Consider the following 20,958-nt stretch of genomic DNA (forward strand, 5'->3'; position numbering starts at 1 on the left):
CAGCAAGAATTATATTTGTTACATTTTATCGTCTAATTATGTGAGATTTTGTTTAATTATTTTTAAATTTGTGCCATAAAATTAAGGATTTGGTTATAAGGAATCTTTAAAAAATAGGAATTTGATATTAAAAATGAGTATTGATTAAATTCTAAAATTTAAATCAACTTTTTTCATTTTCAAATATATATGGTTAGAAAGAGAAAGGATGAAGGAATTATGGGGACTAAAAAGCGAATAGGTAAATTGTTGAAGATGTGTATGCAGTTTGTTCTGGTTTTTGCTATGTTGTTTTCAATGATGGATTGGAATGGATTTAAAGTCTACGCTGAAAATGAAGCAAGAACAAGTGCAACCTGTGATACGATTGGACGACCTGGGGTAAAAGTATCCTTGAAAAAGGTATCCGGAGGGGTAGAAACCAGTCAGTCCATGACTTCATTGATCGGTAAAAAAGAAGAACTGGTCGTTGATATTGTCATGGATGCAGAATTTGATAAGGGAGAGGCATTAGGACTAAGCCTACAGATGAACTTACCTTATTTATACTATGGAGAGGCAAATGAGATTCTTTATAGTACTAATATTGAAGATGTACCTATTAATCAGCGGGGAGACAAGCTGATGGGGATTCAGGCACGTGTCGTTGATGGCGGGGATTTTGACGCTACAGATACTACAAAATATTACAAGGGTTCAATGCAAATCACCAGTGGAGCAAAAGTTGATGCCAGATCTCCGCAGAAAGTGCGTGTGGCACTGAGTTTTTATGGTTCAGTACCGGAAAATGCAGCCGTTTCCGTGGAGGCCGGAGGGGGATATAAGAAGTATGTCACTGAGGATTCGGTTAGCTGTGATATTAATTATGTAGTTGCTCCGGGTAAAAGTGAAAATAGTTCATATACACTGATTAATTCCAATCTGACTTGGGAATCTGCTGTAGAGCAGGTCGGAGAACCAGTCATGTGGGATAAATATAATTATATGACCTATAAAGTGACAATGAAGAATACATCTAATGATGAAGATAGTTTCTTTGATTCATTCGATTTAAACTTTACGGTTCCTTCTTACAGTCAACAAAACTATGGGGTGTTGGATCAAGACATCATGGCATGGATCTATAACGAGAATGGAGATCCGATTAAAAATGATGAGTTGGAAATCACAGACCGAAGTTACGTTGGGGTGCCTAATCAAGGCGGGGTTTTGATTTATGATGTGACTGGTAAAACAGACGAAGAATTAAAGAAGTGGGATTTGAGTACATATGCAAATGTCGATGAAAATTCCATGATTTATCATTATACGAACAATAGGATTATTAACATTCCGGTTAAAGATAAGCGAATTGATATGAGTGAGGAACGTGTTTACTACGTAGCGATTCCATTCGCTAATAATTTCCCGGAGGTTTTAAACTATCGCTTTAAAACAGAAACCTATCCAACCATTTATTTTGGACAGGGACTTTCATGGTCAAAGACAGCGAATTATAATAATTACTTTGTTGCACCAGAAGCAGGAATGAGTCACGAAAAGTATTTATTAGATGAGAACAATAATAAGGTGGATCAACGCAGCATAGCGATTGGAGATTCGGTAAATTACTACTTGTCTGGGTTTGATAATACGGGAAATATTCCGGCGTTCAATCCAGTTGTAGTGGATACACTGCCAGAAAATTTTGATCTACAGAAGATCTCGATCGAATTAGATTTTGATTCATTGGATGTAAGCTATATTCCTGATTTATCGGAATGGTTCAAAACAGATCGTTTATTAGAATTTGAATTTACCGATGCATCCGGTAATGCCAGTTACGTGAATTTAGGCACTGTCACAGCTTCACAGGATACAAGTGCATCTAAGGTTTGGACACTGGATATGAAAGGTAAAATCCAAAATTATTTAAATACGCATGTTGGTTCAACGTTTACAGGACATATGCGATTCAACTTAGCGGAACGTATTCGTACAAATGCTCAATTCAATGGTAGAATCGTAGTCAATGGCGTTGCCTCAATTCTACAAGAATACAAGAACACCATCGATACCAGTTATGAAATGTGGATATATTCTACTGCCACGACAACGGCTGAAGAAGGGTATCTGGTGACACCAAAAGAAGTGGAGCAAGATGAAGCAATCGTCAATACAGAACCGGGGATACCGGTAATAGATACAGATGGATACCACTACAACGCTTCAAATGATACCTATCTTTATGGAGATCCATTAGGAGTGGCAGTTAATGAAGCGAATTCCGGCTTCCGTTATCGTTTAGGAAACAGCAGTATTTCTTCTATTATTCCGGCGGTATTTGAATCAGGAAATCTATTAAAGACGGTTAATGGGAAATATTATGGATTAGTGGCAGATTCGATTGTCCTTTCAAAGGGGTTAATTGCAGTAAGTGAAGTCGATCACGTTCTGATTACAGATATATCTGGCAGAACGATTACGATCCCAAGCAATAAATTAGTCACAGACAGTGACGGTAAAATTGTTATCAGTAAATCACAATGGTCTTCTTTGTCGAATGTGAATAAGGTACAGGTCACTTTTAATAAATTTGATCACAATGTCAGTATCACAGATGATATCTATATTATGATTAATGGGAAACCGAACTTAGTGGGAGATTTAACCGTAACAGGGTCTTTTGAAACTAAATACAACAATTCTGCTGCGGATAGTAAGGCAACCGATAACGGAACACTGAGAATTGAAGCAATCAACCCACAATTGACTGGAAAAAGTCATGATGCTGCGGGCAATTACTCTTCTGTCAATACGCACATAACAGGAAATCCGGCACGATTAAGTGTACCTAATAAAGAAGCTGACACCGGATATATTTTCGAAGTCAGTAATGCTTCAAATTCACCGGCAGGAGAAACACATATTTCTATTGACCTGTCATCAAGTGTGGGAGATAAAAATATTTGTTCGACATCATTCTTTGATAGTATTTTCAGAAGCGGTGGAGCTTGTCCGCAGTTAGTCCATGGCTTCGATGTCAGTGATGTTTACTTTTCAAGCAATTATGATCAGATTGGTGCGATCGAACGTGTGGAATTCTTTGATTGGAATCAAGATCCTGCTCATGACACACCCTCTGTATCAATAGAACTAGCAGATATTACGGTTTTGGCTGACGGACGTTTATTTATCGGACAGGATAAACTAGCTGGTTTGGAAAGAATCCTGCAGATTAATGTAATTTTCTCTGATTTCTATGGTCAGGCAGATAAATCTAATCCGGATAAACTGATGATCGAGATTGATGGAACAACAGACTGGTTTGATAATTTAGATGCGGTTTTAACTTTTGAACCGCAAAACCCAACCATGTCTGATCAAATCAAATCAGTGACCGCAGGGCTGACAGTAAAAAGACCAGCTCTAATGGTGCATACGAATATTTATTATTACGAGAATACTCCGGAAACATCATCGAATGCAAGTGCAAATAGTGATGGAAACCTAACTCGTTTGGGGATTCCGTATGACCGCAATTTCAAGTATCGAGTATCTATTGAAAATAAGGAAGTTTCTGTTATCGATGATGTTGATTTGATAGTTACTTTACCTATCAACGATAAAAACGGAGATGAAGCACATACCGGGTTCCATACAACCCAAGCAGTATTTAATAAGGAATTCTTTGATCAGTATGCGAGTGTCGACTCCATTACTCTATTTGATCAGGACGATTTAAATCATGGTGTTGAATTTATCTATGATCAAACAGCTGATGCTTTTATTTCATCAGATCACAAAACATTATCTTTCAATGCGGATGGGGATTTAGAAATCAACCAAGCCGATTTAGAAAGCTTCAACATCCCTTATTTAGGTAAAGTCATTGTTCATGGTGAAAAAGTCAAATTAAAAGATGATAGTACAGATGAAGCATGGATTGATTTCTATGGTTATTCGGATTCAGATTTTGGAGTGCAGAATACAGTAACGGCACTTACTGAAAATTATTTAGATGGAATCCGAAACGATGCTTATAAGATAAGTGCGAATGACAGTTCAATATCGACTGTAAGTAAGATGTATTTTGATACGATTTTAACGGCAGGATTTAAAGATACCGAACAAACGCAGGATACGGATCGTTTTGATCAAACCTCTACTCAAGTAGAAGATGTGCGCCGAGGCTATCGTGATACTAACGGTGGTTATACAGGGAGTGCTGGTAACGGAAATAGTTTCAAGGATGACAGTGAATTGGATATCGGTTATAAGGCAATCGGTTCTTACATGTTAGATTTCAGACAGTATTTAAATGTCGGAACCAGTTATCCGATTGACTCTAATCCGCTTTCTGGATATTTAGGGTATGTCAGCCAAGAACATCAGAGTATGAATTACATCTATACCCAGTCTTTCAATACAGCGGCAAATCTTGATATGACGATGAATCTGCCTTCTGACAAATTTGATACGTATTATATCAAAGTTGATCCTCGTGCCGTAGATTACCTTAATACGATTACCATTACACGAAGCGATGGAACGATTAGGAAGTTAGAAAGAAACGAATGGATCAGCAAGGTGGGCAATGGGATTGAAGAAGATATGAATGGAAATCATTATTTCCGAATCAATCTCGCAGATGAAAATGCCGATTTGTATGAAACGGTGGCAGCTGCAAGCAGTAATACGGACTATTATAAATCACCTGTGGATTATGAAGCGGTAAACCCGGTAACTTCCATTGAGTTTAATTTGGATCTTGGTATAATCCTAATGATCAAAAAACTAAATACATGTTTGAAGTGACCGGAAGATTTTATGAAACCGGAAAAGCAGAAGCTACGGCAACAACGCAATTAAATGTTGGAAGCAGACGCAGTAAAGCAAGAGTCGATTCAGGCGATCAAAATGCTCGCTCTAACTGGTCATATAAGAATACTTATCAATATAAAACAGGCTATTACTGGAATGAGCGTACAACGGCTGAATATGATGCCCGTCACTTAAAATCAACTGCATGGGTGAATGTACGAAATGATAAGAATGTCGTTTTAAAAGGAGTGCATGATAGTCCGGCAACCAATCAGGATATTAACGTTGAATATTCTCGCAAAGATTATTTTGCGGTCAGCTTTTACCGTCAATCCGATGCCGTAAACCATGATTATAAATCAGGAAATAATGGCTGGACATATCAGGATCTTGATGACTGGGCAAATAAGGTGTCATTTGCAGATGAAATCTATTTGGAAGATACACTGCCAAAGATAAGAAAAGATGACACAAATGACTATTATGGTTTCCTAACCGAAGACATCTTGATATCAGAAGAATTATATCTATATATTGATCGTATTGAACTAACAAAACAGAAAGTTATCAAAGACAGCAGTTCAACAGCGGTTCCCGACAGCAGTGACGGAATGAAAGGCTATAAGACAACTGTAGAACAGACACCATTTATGACTTTGACTCAAAGTGATCTAGGGGCTAAGGATGCAGACAATAACTATAAGATTCTATTTAAATATAAGGAAAAAGACGCCGATGCTGTTTCTAATGCAGCGAATGAAATTGTCTTTGAACAAGAGGACTATCTTTATAGTTATAAAATCGTCTTAAAGAATATTCCGGGCAGTGCCGATTATGCGAGAGAATTATTAGGAAATACAGACTTAAAGGTAGCTGATTTTCATGGTGACAGCAGTAAAGTAGATATTAAAGTAGGTGGATATGTTTATCTGATTAAAGATATTAATCCGGTGAGTGATGCCACTAACAGTATCAAATCTACTTTAAAAAATGATTCTGCAGATACATTGTATGATCAAAATACCGATACGGCGTATCTGATGGGATTCAGACTGCCATTTAAAGCAGGTTATAAAATTGAAGGCAGAAACAGTGAAGCGATACAGCTGGATTATGAGAGTGTGAGCGATTCTTCAAATAATGTTGAGGCGAATATTACACCGCATACGACAACATTTGGAATTAAGGTTTGGAATCAAAATGATGGGGATGATCCGGTTAAAGATAAAGCTTCCAGAATTAAAACGGTCGAAATCACAAGTAATTTAGATACCCATTATAATCTGAAGAAGATTCATATTCCGGGAGAATTTATCGATGGAACATGGTTTAATGTGACTTCCATCAAATTAAATTATACGTTAAGTTCAGGCAATGCCAGTACGACATTCGATTATGATAACGCTAATGTTAATACAAAAGACATTACCCCATATCTAATTAAGGTAGGGACAGATTATTACTTTGATGTGAATAAGTTTATTAGTGAGATTGCGGCTTCCCTGCCTCAATATACGGTGGATAATTCAGCCGAGACTTATCTTAAAGAGCATATCAACAGTTTTGTTTTGACCATGTCTGCGGTAAACTCAGATGTAGAAAAGGAAGAAACATTGTTGGCAGCTTCTCAATATTTGAGTGCAGATAAAAATGAAGGATACGCAGTGACTTATGACGGTGTTTGGGTGGATCGTACAGAGGACGATGTAGCTAATAATGTATGGAGCGCTGAGTCACGCCCTACCTTTGGAATGACCCCAAATCAATATCCGGCATTATCGACGACAACGACAACCGCCGTTAAATTTACCGCTGCAGATTTCAATGCGGAAAATTATCAGGGCAATGTCAGTGGCACTACAGGAACCAAAAATTACAATATTGCTAACTTAGTTGGAAAAATGGAAGTAGCGATCGATAGAGGAACTAAGATTAATGGATCTAATAGTTTTGCTTATGACCGCAGTGAAAATCAAGATGGAACCATCGTGGAATTACCGGTCGATCAAAAGCATATCGTTCCTTATGATTATATTGACTATACACTTTCACTAAAGGCCAGTAATGATTCTCCAATTCCTTTACAGCATGCAGATCTTCGCTTTACTGCGCCAGACGGACAGCGTATCGTTGGCTGGAAAATTAAAAATAATGGGACTGCAAACATCAGTGATGATGATATGACAGCTTTTGTGAAAGGAACAAATACAGATGTTCCAATGCTGGCTGAACATTATTATTTACTGGATAATAATGGCGCTGAAACAAATTATAAAGAATTGAATCTCTCAATTGGAGATACGACTAAGAGTGAACTGGAAAATCAAATTCAAGCGGGAGAAATGATTGAAATCATTGTTTATACTCAAATGAACGATGAATTAAAAGATAATGACGGCAATCCGGCATTTGAAGGAAAAACAGTAACTGCGAAGTATGAAGCTGTTTGTCAGCCTAAACATACGTATAGTCAGTATTCGATCAGTGGTAATGGAAATACGACTGCTTACTATGGAGACAGTGCTTATTCAAGTGATAATGACGTTGTTTATTACCGTAAGAAAACCGACTTCTATGGAAAAAACGGAACTCCTTATAAAGGAAATGACTATACTTCTATCATTACAAGTAATGTGACATTTAAGGATTCCAATGATTTATTTTTCGATTATTCATTTACAGATAAGACAACACAATATGACGGTCAAGAAATGACCTTGAAAGTTACCGGTAAGGACTCTGTTACTCACACTAAAGTGGATGCGGTAAATGATCTGCATCATGATGTAGCAGAAATGATCTTTGAAGTGTCTTTCTTATCAAAAGAAACGACATCAGCAGGAGTAGATCGTTATTTCAAAGGGTTTGATCTGACCAAAAAACCTACCTTTGAATATCCTGAAAACATGACCTCTGCTCAGCCGATCAAGATAGAATATTTATTTGACGTCAATGGCGTGGACGAATGGGTAGATGAATCTTTAGTAAATGAACCATCTGTTTCAAGAACCGCAGTATTAAGTACAACTTATCTCACTACAGAAGCAAAAAAGATTCGTTGGACCTATTACGATGTTCCTGCATTTGGAACCGACGGCAATGAGATTGTCTTTGCTACCCAAACAAATCCATTCATTTTTGAAGGATTGGGACGCTACAATGATATTCGTGAAACGGATTCGACGCCAATTAAAGATCGTTATACGATGGTAACGGAGGGAAAAGTAACCCCAATACACCAGCATAAAGAAACTGTCGATAATACAATTGACGGCATAAAAACGCCGATTAGTGTAGATAATCTGATTAATTATTATGGAGAAGGTGAGGCACAGGTTTCTATCGCTCGTGAACGTCCGGTCCTTACTTATCAGACACAGATCTTCGATAGTCAGGAAAAAGCAGAAGCCAATTATGATCCGGCAGCTGTACAAAAGAATGGATATCGTCCTAACGATACGATGTGGTATAAAGTATCCGTCATCAACAATAAATTAAGTGAAGCCGAAGCAGCAACAGGAAATCAGGGAGTATTATTAGACCCAGTATTCTATGATAAGGTTCCTGAATATGTCAGTGCCGATATGGATCATTTGCAAGTTCGTTGGCTGAATGCTGATGGAACTGTTAAAACCGATGCTCCTAAAATTCAAACAAAAGTGTTGACCACTGTTACAGCATCTGACTATGGCGGAGATATGGTGGTGCCAAAATCTTCTGTAAAAGAAGGAGAGGGAGGCAATCTTCATGGTAAGAACTTTGATGATATTATTCCTAATAAGGATAATTCAACAGAGATAAATTACACTGTTTATGAATTCTCTTTTGAAGGTAACGCACGCTTAGAAGTAGGCGAAACGATTGAAATCTGGTATGAAGCAACTGCCAGAGAAGAAAACTTACCAATGGTTTATGTCAATGACAATGGCAATGTTTATCCGGAATACTATCCTAAGATGGGAGAATATTATCAAACAGCTTATAGAAGTTCTTACGGAATTTCAGGTTGGCCTTTAATCAATACGAGCAGAAGTGGCTCATCAGCCGATGGAAGAATCAGAGCAGTTAATAATAGTGGCATCATGATGGATATGAGCTATCTGATTCACGATGTAGGAATCAGCGGAACCTTGAATACGGATGTTGACCGTTGGGAATTCCTGACTGGCTCAACCACCTATATTCCGGGGAGCGAATCAAATGATACAAATTCAAACTATTCGCTTTATGGAAGTAATAATGTATTGATGGATTATGATAGTGCTTCAGGAAGTATCTATCAAAAAGTAAAATATGTACCTTCGGTTACAGGAAACAATTTAGATATTATGCCTACAGGTTCCCAGTACCAAGTTGGCAATGCAAATCGAGATATGTATAAATATGTGGTACAGCCAAGAACTAATCTCAATGAATCATCATGGGATAATAAAACTCTGCATACACCTATTTTATGGTCAGAAGCCAGAAGTCATTTACAGACAGCTTGGCTTGCTGCCAGTTCACAGATTATACCGAATCAAGAGGCTGGTGAAGCTGGTGTTCAATATACAAATCATGCCTTAGAATATTTAAACAATGGGTATACGAACTATTTTAAAATAGAATGGGCCAACAGTAGCAGTAATCCAAACTATAGTTACTATGTTTATGATAACTATGGACAACATGCCCGTCATGCTTTATTCCCTGATGACTCAATTCCAACAATTGAATATGATGAGTCTTATAATGCACGTTTATCTGCATATAACTATGGGGATTGGTCATTAGATGGTGTTGAATTCATCTATGTACTGCCTAGAGGGGTTTCTCCACAACGAGATGAATCAGGCAATATTGTGATTAGTGGAACAACATTGACAAGCGGGAATTCATATAGCGGAGGATACACTGCGATTGATCCGGCAAATATTACGGTTCAAGTTATTCAAGATCCGAATGCATTGAACAGCGGCTATCTTTCACCAAAGAAAGTTCAAGATCCTTATCTTGTTCAGACCAAGATTAATACGACCACCGATATTTATGATAACAGCAATGAGTATTATGACGCTGCTGATGCACAGTCATGGGTATTGAAAGTAACAGTAAATCAAGATCTTAAAAAATGGTTTAACCGCGGCAGTGATACAGGCTATATTTTAAATGTCGATATCGGCTGTCATGTTGATAGTACAAATGAAAGTGAATACTGGTATGATAAGGTGTTCGCTAAACCAATCGACAGTGAAAACAGCTTATATTATCAGATTTACGATATAACCTCATGGCAAGGGGCTACAAAAGTCAAGAGCTATAAGAACGGTTATGGATCACTCAGCACACAATTTGGCGGAATGGACTATTTATGGGACGGTTATGATGACGCTAATGACCCTGATTTAGCGACGAATTACAATAACGGTTCACCAAACATGCCATATATTAATGGATTCAATATCCAAAACAGTGAAGTCACCGTGGATACCGATATCAACGGAATAGAAGTTAATGGGAATTTAAAATCGTATTATGGTTCCGGAAGTACGAATACTTATGCGGCAACAGGAACACGTGCACATATGCGAAAGCCATTGATTCGTACATGGACAACCATGGGCGATGATATTGATGGTGCCGATCCAAATGCTTATTATTTGAATCCGGAAGCGGATCAGGGAATCCTAAATATCCATGTGGAGAACAATTACTATTGGAATGATCAGTCGACAAACGGAAATTCTCCATTAACCGGAAGCAAGGATAGTGACAGTGCTTTACGCCATCTTCATAATTATTCGACAGATGGAGGAAATCAGGGAACCTTATTCTTCCCAGTTATTACCAATATCCTGCCAGAGGGCGTAGTGCCTAAGGATGTCAACGGAGATCCATTTACTAAAGATAACACAGTAAATGCCGGTATGACTTTAAAATGGGATATTTATGACGGTCAAACCAAAACCAATATCAATGCTTTGGAAAAAGATTTATATACAACGAAAGTAGAATATATCGAATTAGACAAAGAAGATGGAAGCGGTAAAGAAGGACGTTTTAAAGTTACCTTCTATCAGGATAAAACGACTCAAGGAAATGATCCTGATGCGAAAATCGTTTCCGGTGATACCCGTGTGTATAGTATTGATCTTGTCACTGTAAAAGAACCGGATAAAACTACAAAAGACGGTACAGAAAACAGTGAACTACTCGCACAGTATCAGTCGAACCATACTTATGTAACGAGTCAGTTAACAGGATTTAAATTCATTACAGACAGTGATATTAATGCTAATCCATACAATGTCGGTATCGCATGGTCACCGTTTTATGCAGGTAAATACAACACAGGAGATGGACGTAAAGACGCTATTGCAAGAACCTTGAAAAGACCGGGAAGCAGCAGTTATATAACGGGAGGCGTTCTTCCAAACATCCCAGTCAGCATCTTGAATACAAGCTATGAAGTCATTGACGCAACCAATCATCGCTATAATGAAAATGATACTTTCAATTTAGAGGATTATACGGATATCCGAGCAAATGTAAAGCTAAGTGATGATGATAAAGACTTTGATCTAAGCGGATTCTTTACCCATACGGATGTTCCTGCTGAGGGAGATTTTAATGATCAAGGGGTTCATACTTCGATGAGAATCAGAACGAAGCATGCTCGCTTGGAAGTAGAAAATCATGTTGGAGATAAAGAAGACAGCACAGATGCGATGAGAGATACGGATACGGTTCAGGGGGTTGATCATTATCCAACCGTTAATTTTGATAATCAAAATTACATCAAGACAGATCAAGATCATCGCCAATATGCCGATCATTTATGGTATACAACAAAAGTGTCAAATATTCCGGCAAATGATGCAGACTACATGCATAAAGGGGATATTAAACACGCTAAAATTATTGTTTCAGTGAAGCTACCTTCAATTGTCACCTATCAAGAACAATATTATTTAGAATATAAAGATGATTTAGGCCAAACGATTAAATTATCAAAAGATGATATCGAAAATCCGGACCCAGCCATTAATCATGGATGGCAGATCAAGAATATTGATACAGTCATTGATCCGGATACGAACGAAGAAACACAGATTTTTGAAATCATTACTCCAGGGGAAACAACAGATTATGATGAGTATCTGACAGGAAAGAATTTAGCCGGTTATTTTGGTACAGGAGATTCTTTCGAATTAAAGATGGAGACGGTAATCGATCATTTAGATACACCGAATACGGTGTTGGCCGGGGATGACTATTGGGATAATCGTTATTATGCTCAAAGTTATGTCACGTTCCATGAACTAGATGGCGGTTATCTGGGAATGAGTGATTTAACGGAACAGTCTGCGGATCTCGTTGAGTTTGTCAGAGAAGTTCAAGATCAAAAGAAAGAACCAACCGATCCAAACAGTAAAGATATCGACTATGATGGCGATGGTGATTTAGAAGAACGCTATGCATCTGATACATCTGCACGTGTCACGATATTGAAACCGCAGGCGGATATTCGTTTAGATACCTCTATTAAACGTAACCAGCTGAATAATCCGGATGCAGGTATCGTCGTTGCGGAAGACCCAAGTATTAAAGGAGCTACATTAGTGACCGTTTATATGGATGAGGTTGTTAATCGTGGTGGAGCTGTTTCGGAATTCGTTGTTGATTATCGTGTTCCATACCGTGGAACTACATCAGGAACGATCTATGAAGCGCCTATGTCTGCACCTGAATTGAACTCTTCTGTACGAAAGATCAGAACCGGAGTTTGGGAACTGCCGGATCAAGCAGACTACAAAGGTCCTTCAAGTGTTGCAGAGCTTCAAAATAAACTGAAGGTGCATATCTATGCCTTAGTTGTATCGGATCCGGGAACATTCCCTTATACGGTTCCGGGAGCATCAGGAGAATATACGGGTTCACAATGGAAAGATTTAGGCATCTATGGGTTAACAGACAATCAAGAGATTGATGTGGAAAATCTGTATTATGCCGAATCCATTGTTCAGATTCGCTACGTCATTAAAGCGGAGGATCCGGTGGATACAAAAGCGACTCAAAAATATCCGGTTCCACAAGGATTTAGATTGGATATCGATGCAGACTCAACCACTTCGGATAAAAAAGAGGAAATGGACGAAATCGATCCAAATCGTGATAATGTCAAGGAACTGCCTGACAGTGTTAAAAACAATGCAGCTTATATTCAATTAACAACGGCTCATAAAAACAGTACAACAGTCAAGCTGCACGCTAATAATTTTGCGACAGCATGGGCAAGATATGATGACACACAATACAGTGCTTTATCCAATGCCGCTCGTGCTGGATACTTTGTTAATACAGAATTACCAGCAATTCAAGTTGACCTTGTGCCATACTACTTCCATCGCTATAAAATAGATGAAGAAAACTATGGCTTTGAATGGTCAGATACAGATATGGTCATCAAGCAAGGATTCAGTACAATGCTGAAATATAAGATGACAATTAAGAACTTGACAGATGATGAAATTGCGATGACGGATTTTGCCGGTGAAGAGCAAGACAATGCAACTGGACCGGAAATATCGGCGATCCTGCCATATATGGAAGATATCATGGATACGAAGTACAATTATGTGGATGCTCATTCACAAGAGTATGCAGACTCATTTGTTAATACAGCGTATACATCTGATGAGCGAATCGAAAGGGATCAGGCACAATGGACTTATTACGTTCAGGATAGTGACGGTAATATCAAAGCAAACTCTCGAATTAAAGATGTTGATTTCAAATCTTATAAGAAGAGTGCCGATTTATCCGGAACAGATCGAAAGATATTAACATGGTCATTTGATGGCTATTTGGAACCAGGTGAAACAGTAGCAGTTGAATTCATGGTTCCGATTGGAACAAAAGATTTTGGTATGATTTCTCCGGACTTATTGAACTGTAGCGGCTTTGGGTTCTTGCAGGGAAGTTTTAAAGGATATATCCCGCCATCAGAAAATACGAATGAAACGTATAGTATCGAGATTGATTCTCGTGATATCAATAATAATGGTAAGACGATCAGTGAAGCGACTTTAGTAAAAAGAGTCGGTGGAATTTCATTCGAATCGAAACAAGCATTGAATCGTCTGAAATTTGCATACTCCGAATACGATACATCGGGATTGGAAACGACACGTCCTGCATTAGTACCGGAAGGAACAGACTACAATTTCAGATCAGTCATCCTGAATCCGGATAATTATGGAGAACCGGGGTATAAGCAAGCGATTATTTATGATGTCCTGCCTTATGCGAATGACAAGAATATCGTCAACCCATTAGATCGAAATGATCCTGATTCACCTGCTGCCAGTCGTGATTCGGCATGGGCAGGCTGGGTAATGCCTGAGACTATCAAAGTATCTAAAACAACTACACCAGCAACAGGCGGAACAGTAACAACGGAATTAGTCGATAATACAGACTACGAAGCTTGGATAGGTCCGTTTGAAAAGAGCGGTGGAACGATTAACTTAAAAGATATCAGCCAGTTACCAGCATTTAAAGATACACAGAATACAGAATTCTACAGTAAGCTGTATGCCGATGAAAATTTGCGCAGACAGTATTTTGTGAAATTATCTGAACTGAAAGCTCTACAAACAACTGATAATGAAAGATATAAAATGTTATCAAAGAATATTCAAGCGATTTGGGTTCAAATCAAAGATCGTAATGATCTAGGCTTGGACGGAAGTATGAAGTTTGAATTGAATTACAGCTTGCATTCACCATTGAACCTTCCACAATACAATGGTGCCATAACAAGTGATCTTGGTGATGATGTAATTCGTCAAAGTGTAGCGAACTATACAGGATGGAATACTTTTGCGGTTCAAGCAAAAGCTTCCAACAATGATAATCCGATTTCAGTTGTAGAATCTCCACGTGCAGGTGTCTATTTGAATGCTCCAGTAGAAAAAGGCTATATCGGAAGCTATGTCTGGTATGATGCCAACTACAATGCTAATATCGATGAAGGTGAATATGTTCGTCGTGATGATGGTCGTCTGATCTTTAAAAATAAGACAAAAGACTTGGATTATGATGGTATCAATGATGATCCGGGAATCAATGGGGTACTTGTTGAATTATTATCAGAAAACGGATATCCGGTAAATAAACTGGGTGAAGCAGTTGTTGAAGAGGAAGGAACCGGTAAATTCATTCTTGTAGATGAAGCAACAGGTCTGAAGAAGAAAGATGTCAACGGAACCTATCTTTACACGATCTATGGACCGGCAACATATACGACAGAAGCAGATGCTTATGGAAATAACGGATACTTTGTGATTTCCAATGTTACACCGGGTAACTATAAATTAAGATATACGTTCCCTGAAAAAACGTATAACACACATGCCTTAACGACCTTAGAAATAGGGGATACAAAGGCAAAAATGGATATTTATCGTGATGGTGATACGCTGCCGGATTTAGGAAATCCAGGTCAGGGAGATGTCGAGAGCGATGCTCAGACAGTCACCAATAAATTAATAGTACAGACAGCTGACAGTATACGTATCGATGCAATCGGCAGTGATCCAAGCACGTATGCCGCTTATGATGCAAAAATGACATCATATAACGTTGGTGTATCAAGAGCGTATGTTTATGGCGGAACCGCATGGGTGGATGAAACACAAGATCCGACAGATCCAGATAACATCATCAGTGATGGATTGATCGGTGCAGCAGAAGAACGCTTGGAAAATGTCGATATCACTTTCTATGAAGTGACAGACACAGGTTTAGTACAGGCAATCAATGCCGATGGTAAACCGGCTGTGACCAAGAGTGATGCTGATGGTAACTTCGAGATGTCTTTATATCCAGACCGAAGTTATATTGCCAGAGTTAATACTTCCAATACAAACGGTGTTTATAAACCATCGCCTATTACATTAAATACTGATCCTAAAGCACAAAACAATGATAATGACTTAATACTTTCAGATGATAAGTTGTATAATCAGACCTTTACATTGCATACAGGTGTGGAATTTGATGCCAGCGGTAAACCTATTATGAACGCAGATGGCAATTACTATGGAAAATATAACTACATTGGCTTAGGTTTCGTAGAAGCGGGTCGAGGATATCTCGGTAAATATGTTTGGGATGATAAAAACTACGATGGTATTCGTGGGGACTATTTAGACCAAGACGGTAACCTTGTCAGTGAACCGGGACTTAAAGACATTAAGTTTATTTTAGAAAAATACTATTATGATGATGTGGATAATATATGGAAGCCGGTACCGGACGCCCCAACTACAGAGCAGTTCACTAATACCGGTGGATCATACACGTTCCAAAATGTAAAGACCACTTATACATTAGGCGATAAAGTATATCTGGCAGGATATAAGATTAAAGTAGATCCGTCCACTTTACCAAGTGATTATGCGGTAACAAAATACCAGATGAACAGTGGTAGAAATGACAGTGATTTGCCAATTCTATCATCGGATGGATATTTAACCTCAGTCGGGGATCACGATGCAACGTCACAGATGATCATCATTGCCGAAAAGGCAGATGAACATACACAGGCGGATTATATCAAAACCTATAATGGGGTGGATTATAACACCGCTGAAGGAAGAATGATTCTTGATTTGGATATTGGATTGACTTCAAAAGACAAAGCATCCTTCACCGGTATTGTTTGGGATGACAAGAATTATGATGGTATCCAAAATCAATATCAGAGTGAGACAGGGTTAGAAGATGAACCGGGCATTGCCGATATTGAACTGGAAGTTATGCAATACTATTATAAAGATTCTCAATGGATCAAAAATGAAGCTTATGTGTCACCAACAGTTAAAACCGATGCTAATGGGGTTTATACAGTGAATCAGTTAGATTCTTATATTGTAGTTGATGGACAGAATTATATTACTGGCTACAAGGTTCATATTAAAGATATTGACAGTAAGTATGCCGTAACAAAATACAAAGCAACTACAGATACAACCCTTGACAGCAACTTGATTGATGAAAACCTGAATTTGACAGAGGATAATGAATATCTTGTTGTAGCTAAGAAAGTGAATAATCTTAACTATGCTCCGGAATATATCATTAAAAATAATTTAGGTAACTTTGATATTCACAAAGTAGAAAATATTGATCATTATGATGCCGGTTTAACGGCTTATGAAAAAGCGGAAATCTCAGGAAAAATCTGGGATGATAAAAACTATGACGGTATTATCAATAAGTACAAAGAGACAGATGATTCATTAGTTGATGAACCGGGTATAAATAATGTAACTCTTCATTTAGAACAATATTATTTAGATGAGAATCAGCAATGGAAACAGGTTCCAGTAAGTCTTTGGGATCCTGAAAATCATCAGGCAGTAACCGATGCTGATGGTAATTATCTGTTTAAAGATGTGGATACACATGTCGTTATCAATGGTCAGCGTTACTTAGCTGGATACAAAGTCACTGTTGATCAAGACACAATACCAAATAAAGAAAATTATGGTATTACACTTTATCGAGTCAATATACAAAATGATGAAAGAAACAGTGATTTATCATCACAGTATAAGATGCAAAAAGAGGATGAATATATTATTACGGCCGATAAAGTGGCAGCAGGAAAAGAAAACACACCATATATCATCGAACTGAAAGGCAATCGCTATGACCTTGTGACAGCTGCAGATAGTGATCAGCATGATGGCGGATTAACCCTTTACCAAAAATCAACGATTTCCGGAAATGTATTCGCAGATGAAGATTATGATGGTCTGTATGACACAGAAGAAAGCTACAGCGATATTAAAGATGCTTTAGCAACCGGTCAGAAATTAGAAGTGACACTTACTTCTTATTACTTGGATGAGAATTCTGTTTGGCAGCCATTGATAAATGTTGGTGTGCCGGTACAACGAGTGACAGAGGTAGATGAAAACGGACAATATGTCTTTGATCAAGTGCCAACACAAGTCTATGTTAATGACAAACATTATCTAGCAGGATATAAATTATCCATTAATTTAATTCCGGAAGGATTTGGAGTTACTAAATATTTGAGAAATTCCGGTCAAAACGACAGTGCTTTATATAAAGCAGGCACAGACTTATTGATTACAAAGACGAGTCCTGATGATGGCTACACAGGAACCGCTGCAGAAGAAACAAATGGCTATATCATTGCCGCTTATCACAATAAGGCAAACGATATTGTAAACAGCAGTTCGGTAATCAATGGATACGACCTAATCAAATCAAGAGAATTAAATGAGTATAACGTAGGGTATACCGATAAAGTAGGCGGAAATATTATCGGTACGATCTTTGAAGACAAAAATTACGACGGTTTCTATGATGAAACAAAAGAAGTGGGAATCAATGATATTGAAGTCTTTATCGAACAGTATTATTTAGATGATGACAATCATTGGGTGCGTACAGATGCAACCGCAGATTATGCATCCACATTGACTCAGACAGTAAACAGCCATAAAGGAATATTTGAATTTAAGGATCTGCCTACGCATGTCACTTTGGCAGATGGAAGTGTTCACTTAGCTTCTTACAAAGTAAGAATCGATACGATTCCAAACGAGTATGGAATTACTCATCTCAATATGCGTACAGGTGAAAGTGATACGTATGATGAAATAAGAGACAGTGACCTTGTTTATGAAACAGGCTACCTGAACTTAAATGATGGAAAGAACGCAGATGATGAAAATATTATCGTTGCCTATCCATTACAAGAGGATGATGTACGTAATGAACAGTATATCTATTCTTATAAGGGTCAGGATTATGACATCTTATTAAATCGTACAGTAAACGACTACGATGCCGGATTAGTGCCTTATCAATTAGGAAGCATCGAAGGCGATATTTGGCTGGACAGCAGTGAAAACGGTGAAACCAGCTACAATGGGATCAAAGATCAAGATGAACAAGGCATCGCAGATCAGAATGTCATCTTGTCTCAATACTTACTGAAGAATGGTAAATGGGAATTAGTGGAAGATGAATATCTGACAGGTATGAGTGATGAAAACGGACATTACTTATTTAGTGATCTGCCGGTTTATAAAGAAGAAGCTGACGGTACACGTTATCTTTATGGATATCAGCTGCGCCTTGAAGAAATGATAGAAGACTACGCTGTGACAAAATACCGTCAAGGTGAAGATCCAACAAAAGACAATGATCTCAGCGTGGAAACTTCAAGCATGACAGAAGCAAAAGAATATATCATTTTGGCAAAGAATGTAACGAATGATGCTTATATCAATAAGCCATATACAATCAAGGTTGACAATGGCTGGTTCCGTTCAGTAAGCTATTATGATATTCTAGTAGGAGAAAACAACAAGGATTACAGTGCCGGATTTACTGAATATCAATTAGGAAGTATTGAAGGAATTGCTTTCGTCGATAGTGATTATGATGGAATTTTCAACAACAGTGATTCGTTTAAAGAGGGAATCTTAGTACAGTTGAAACGTTACTATTACAATAGTGATGAAAGAAAATGGATTGAAGATGACCGCAGTCCAAGAGTTATCGAAGAAAATCCTAAGGACGATGAAAACACTGAAAACACAGAAAGACCTGAAAGCATTTATCGTCAGTTCCTAACCGGAAGTGATGGACACTATCGCTTCGATAATTTAGAAACTTACAAAGAAGTTGATGGAAAACGTTATGTCTATGGCTATGAGTTATGGATTAACGGCATTCCTCAAGGCTATGCAGCAACGAAATATCAGCAGAATGCCGGCATTGAAGACAGTGCTTTAAATGCGAGTACATTGCAGATAATCAAGAATGATCCTAAGCTGCCGGAGATGAACAAAGGCTTGATCACAATAGCCGAAAATGTGAGTGAAGAAAGCTATCAAAATCTTTACTATACTATCGGAGATTATGATATTATCGCAGCCAAACATTTAACTGATTATAACGTTGGTCTGACAACGATCGATGAAGGAACGATTTCCGGAATGGTTTGGGAAGACGACGACTATAATGGTATTCAGCATGAGTCGGAAAGAGGGCTTTCTGATATTAAAGTGACATTAGAAACGTATTATTATCAAAACAGCAAATGGCATCTGATGGAAGATCAACACCTAACTGCCACAACGAGTGCAGATGGAAGTTATGAATTCAACCATCTGGCAACATTCAGCTATGTAGATAACGAACAGGTTCTTTTAGGATATAAAGTGAAAATCGAAACCTTGCCTAAAGGATACAATGTCTCTGACTATCAGTTAAATGGTCAATATCTGGATAGTGATTTAAACGAAGAAACAGGATATTTGGAACATGCAGACGATTATATTGTATTAGCTCAAAAGGCGGATCATACGATCGATCCAAGCTATGTATTAAATGGCTACAACTTCGTTAAAGTGGATCATGAAACGAATTTGGATGCCGGATTAACACCATATAAATCTGGTAGTATTGAAGCGATCTTATTTGAAGATGAAAACAGCAATGGTATCTTTGATGAAGGAGAATCGGTTATTAGCGGACAGCAGGTAATGTTGGAAGTCATGGTCGAAAACAGCGATTCACCGATAAAAATTTCTTCAGAAACCGGAATTGCTGAAGATGGTATCTATCAGTTGTATAATGATACTGTCATGACTTCTAATGAGGAAGGCAGAGTGGAATTTAAAGATATTCCAATGCTGAATGAAGAAACAAATGAATTGTATCGCTATCGTTTGCGTATGATCAAACCGGAACAAGCAAACTTCACTTATGTAAAAGCTAATGACATTCATAATGAAGGAGGATTAAACGGTTATGGTAAACGCCATGGATTAGACAGCGGTTATTCGGAACATGATGGTATTACGCATAGTTTCGAATTAGTTGATAATGTCCAATCATATGTAAGCCACAGTAACTATTATGGATTGATGTATAAGCCACAGGATATCTTAAAGGAAGGTAAACTGTATTTAGGATTGTCATATGCGGAACCGGTCAGCAACATCGATACCGGAGATCGAAATTCAATCATTAGAATTGCAGGCTTAATGCTTGTATCAGGCTTAGTTATCGCCATGTTGAACAGAAAGAAAAAGGAAGAGGAGTAATACACATTACTCC

2 protein-coding genes are annotated in these 20,958 nt (G+C 38.0%); both read left to right on the plus strand.

Going from position 1 to position 20,958, the window contains the following annotated elements:
• Window positions 1–219: 219 nt before the first annotated feature.
• On the plus strand, window positions 220–4,797 hold the full coding sequence (locus ACLRVU_RS05195) for a hypothetical protein (protein WP_412890986.1): 4,578 nt from the start codon (window positions 220–222) through the stop codon (window positions 4,795–4,797).
• The gene (locus tag ACLRVU_RS05200) at window positions 4,785–20,945 is read left to right on the plus strand and encodes an SdrD B-like domain-containing protein (protein WP_412890987.1); all 16,161 of its coding nucleotides are present in this window, start codon (window positions 4,785–4,787) and stop codon (window positions 20,943–20,945) included. Before ACLRVU_RS05195 ends, ACLRVU_RS05200 begins: the two co-directional genes overlap by 13 nt.
• Window positions 20,946–20,958 lie beyond the last annotated feature (13 nt).

The organism is Beduini sp., assembly GCF_047239305.1.
In the GTDB taxonomy this organism is placed as follows: domain Bacteria; phylum Bacillota_I; class Bacilli_A; order Erysipelotrichales; family Coprobacillaceae; genus Beduini.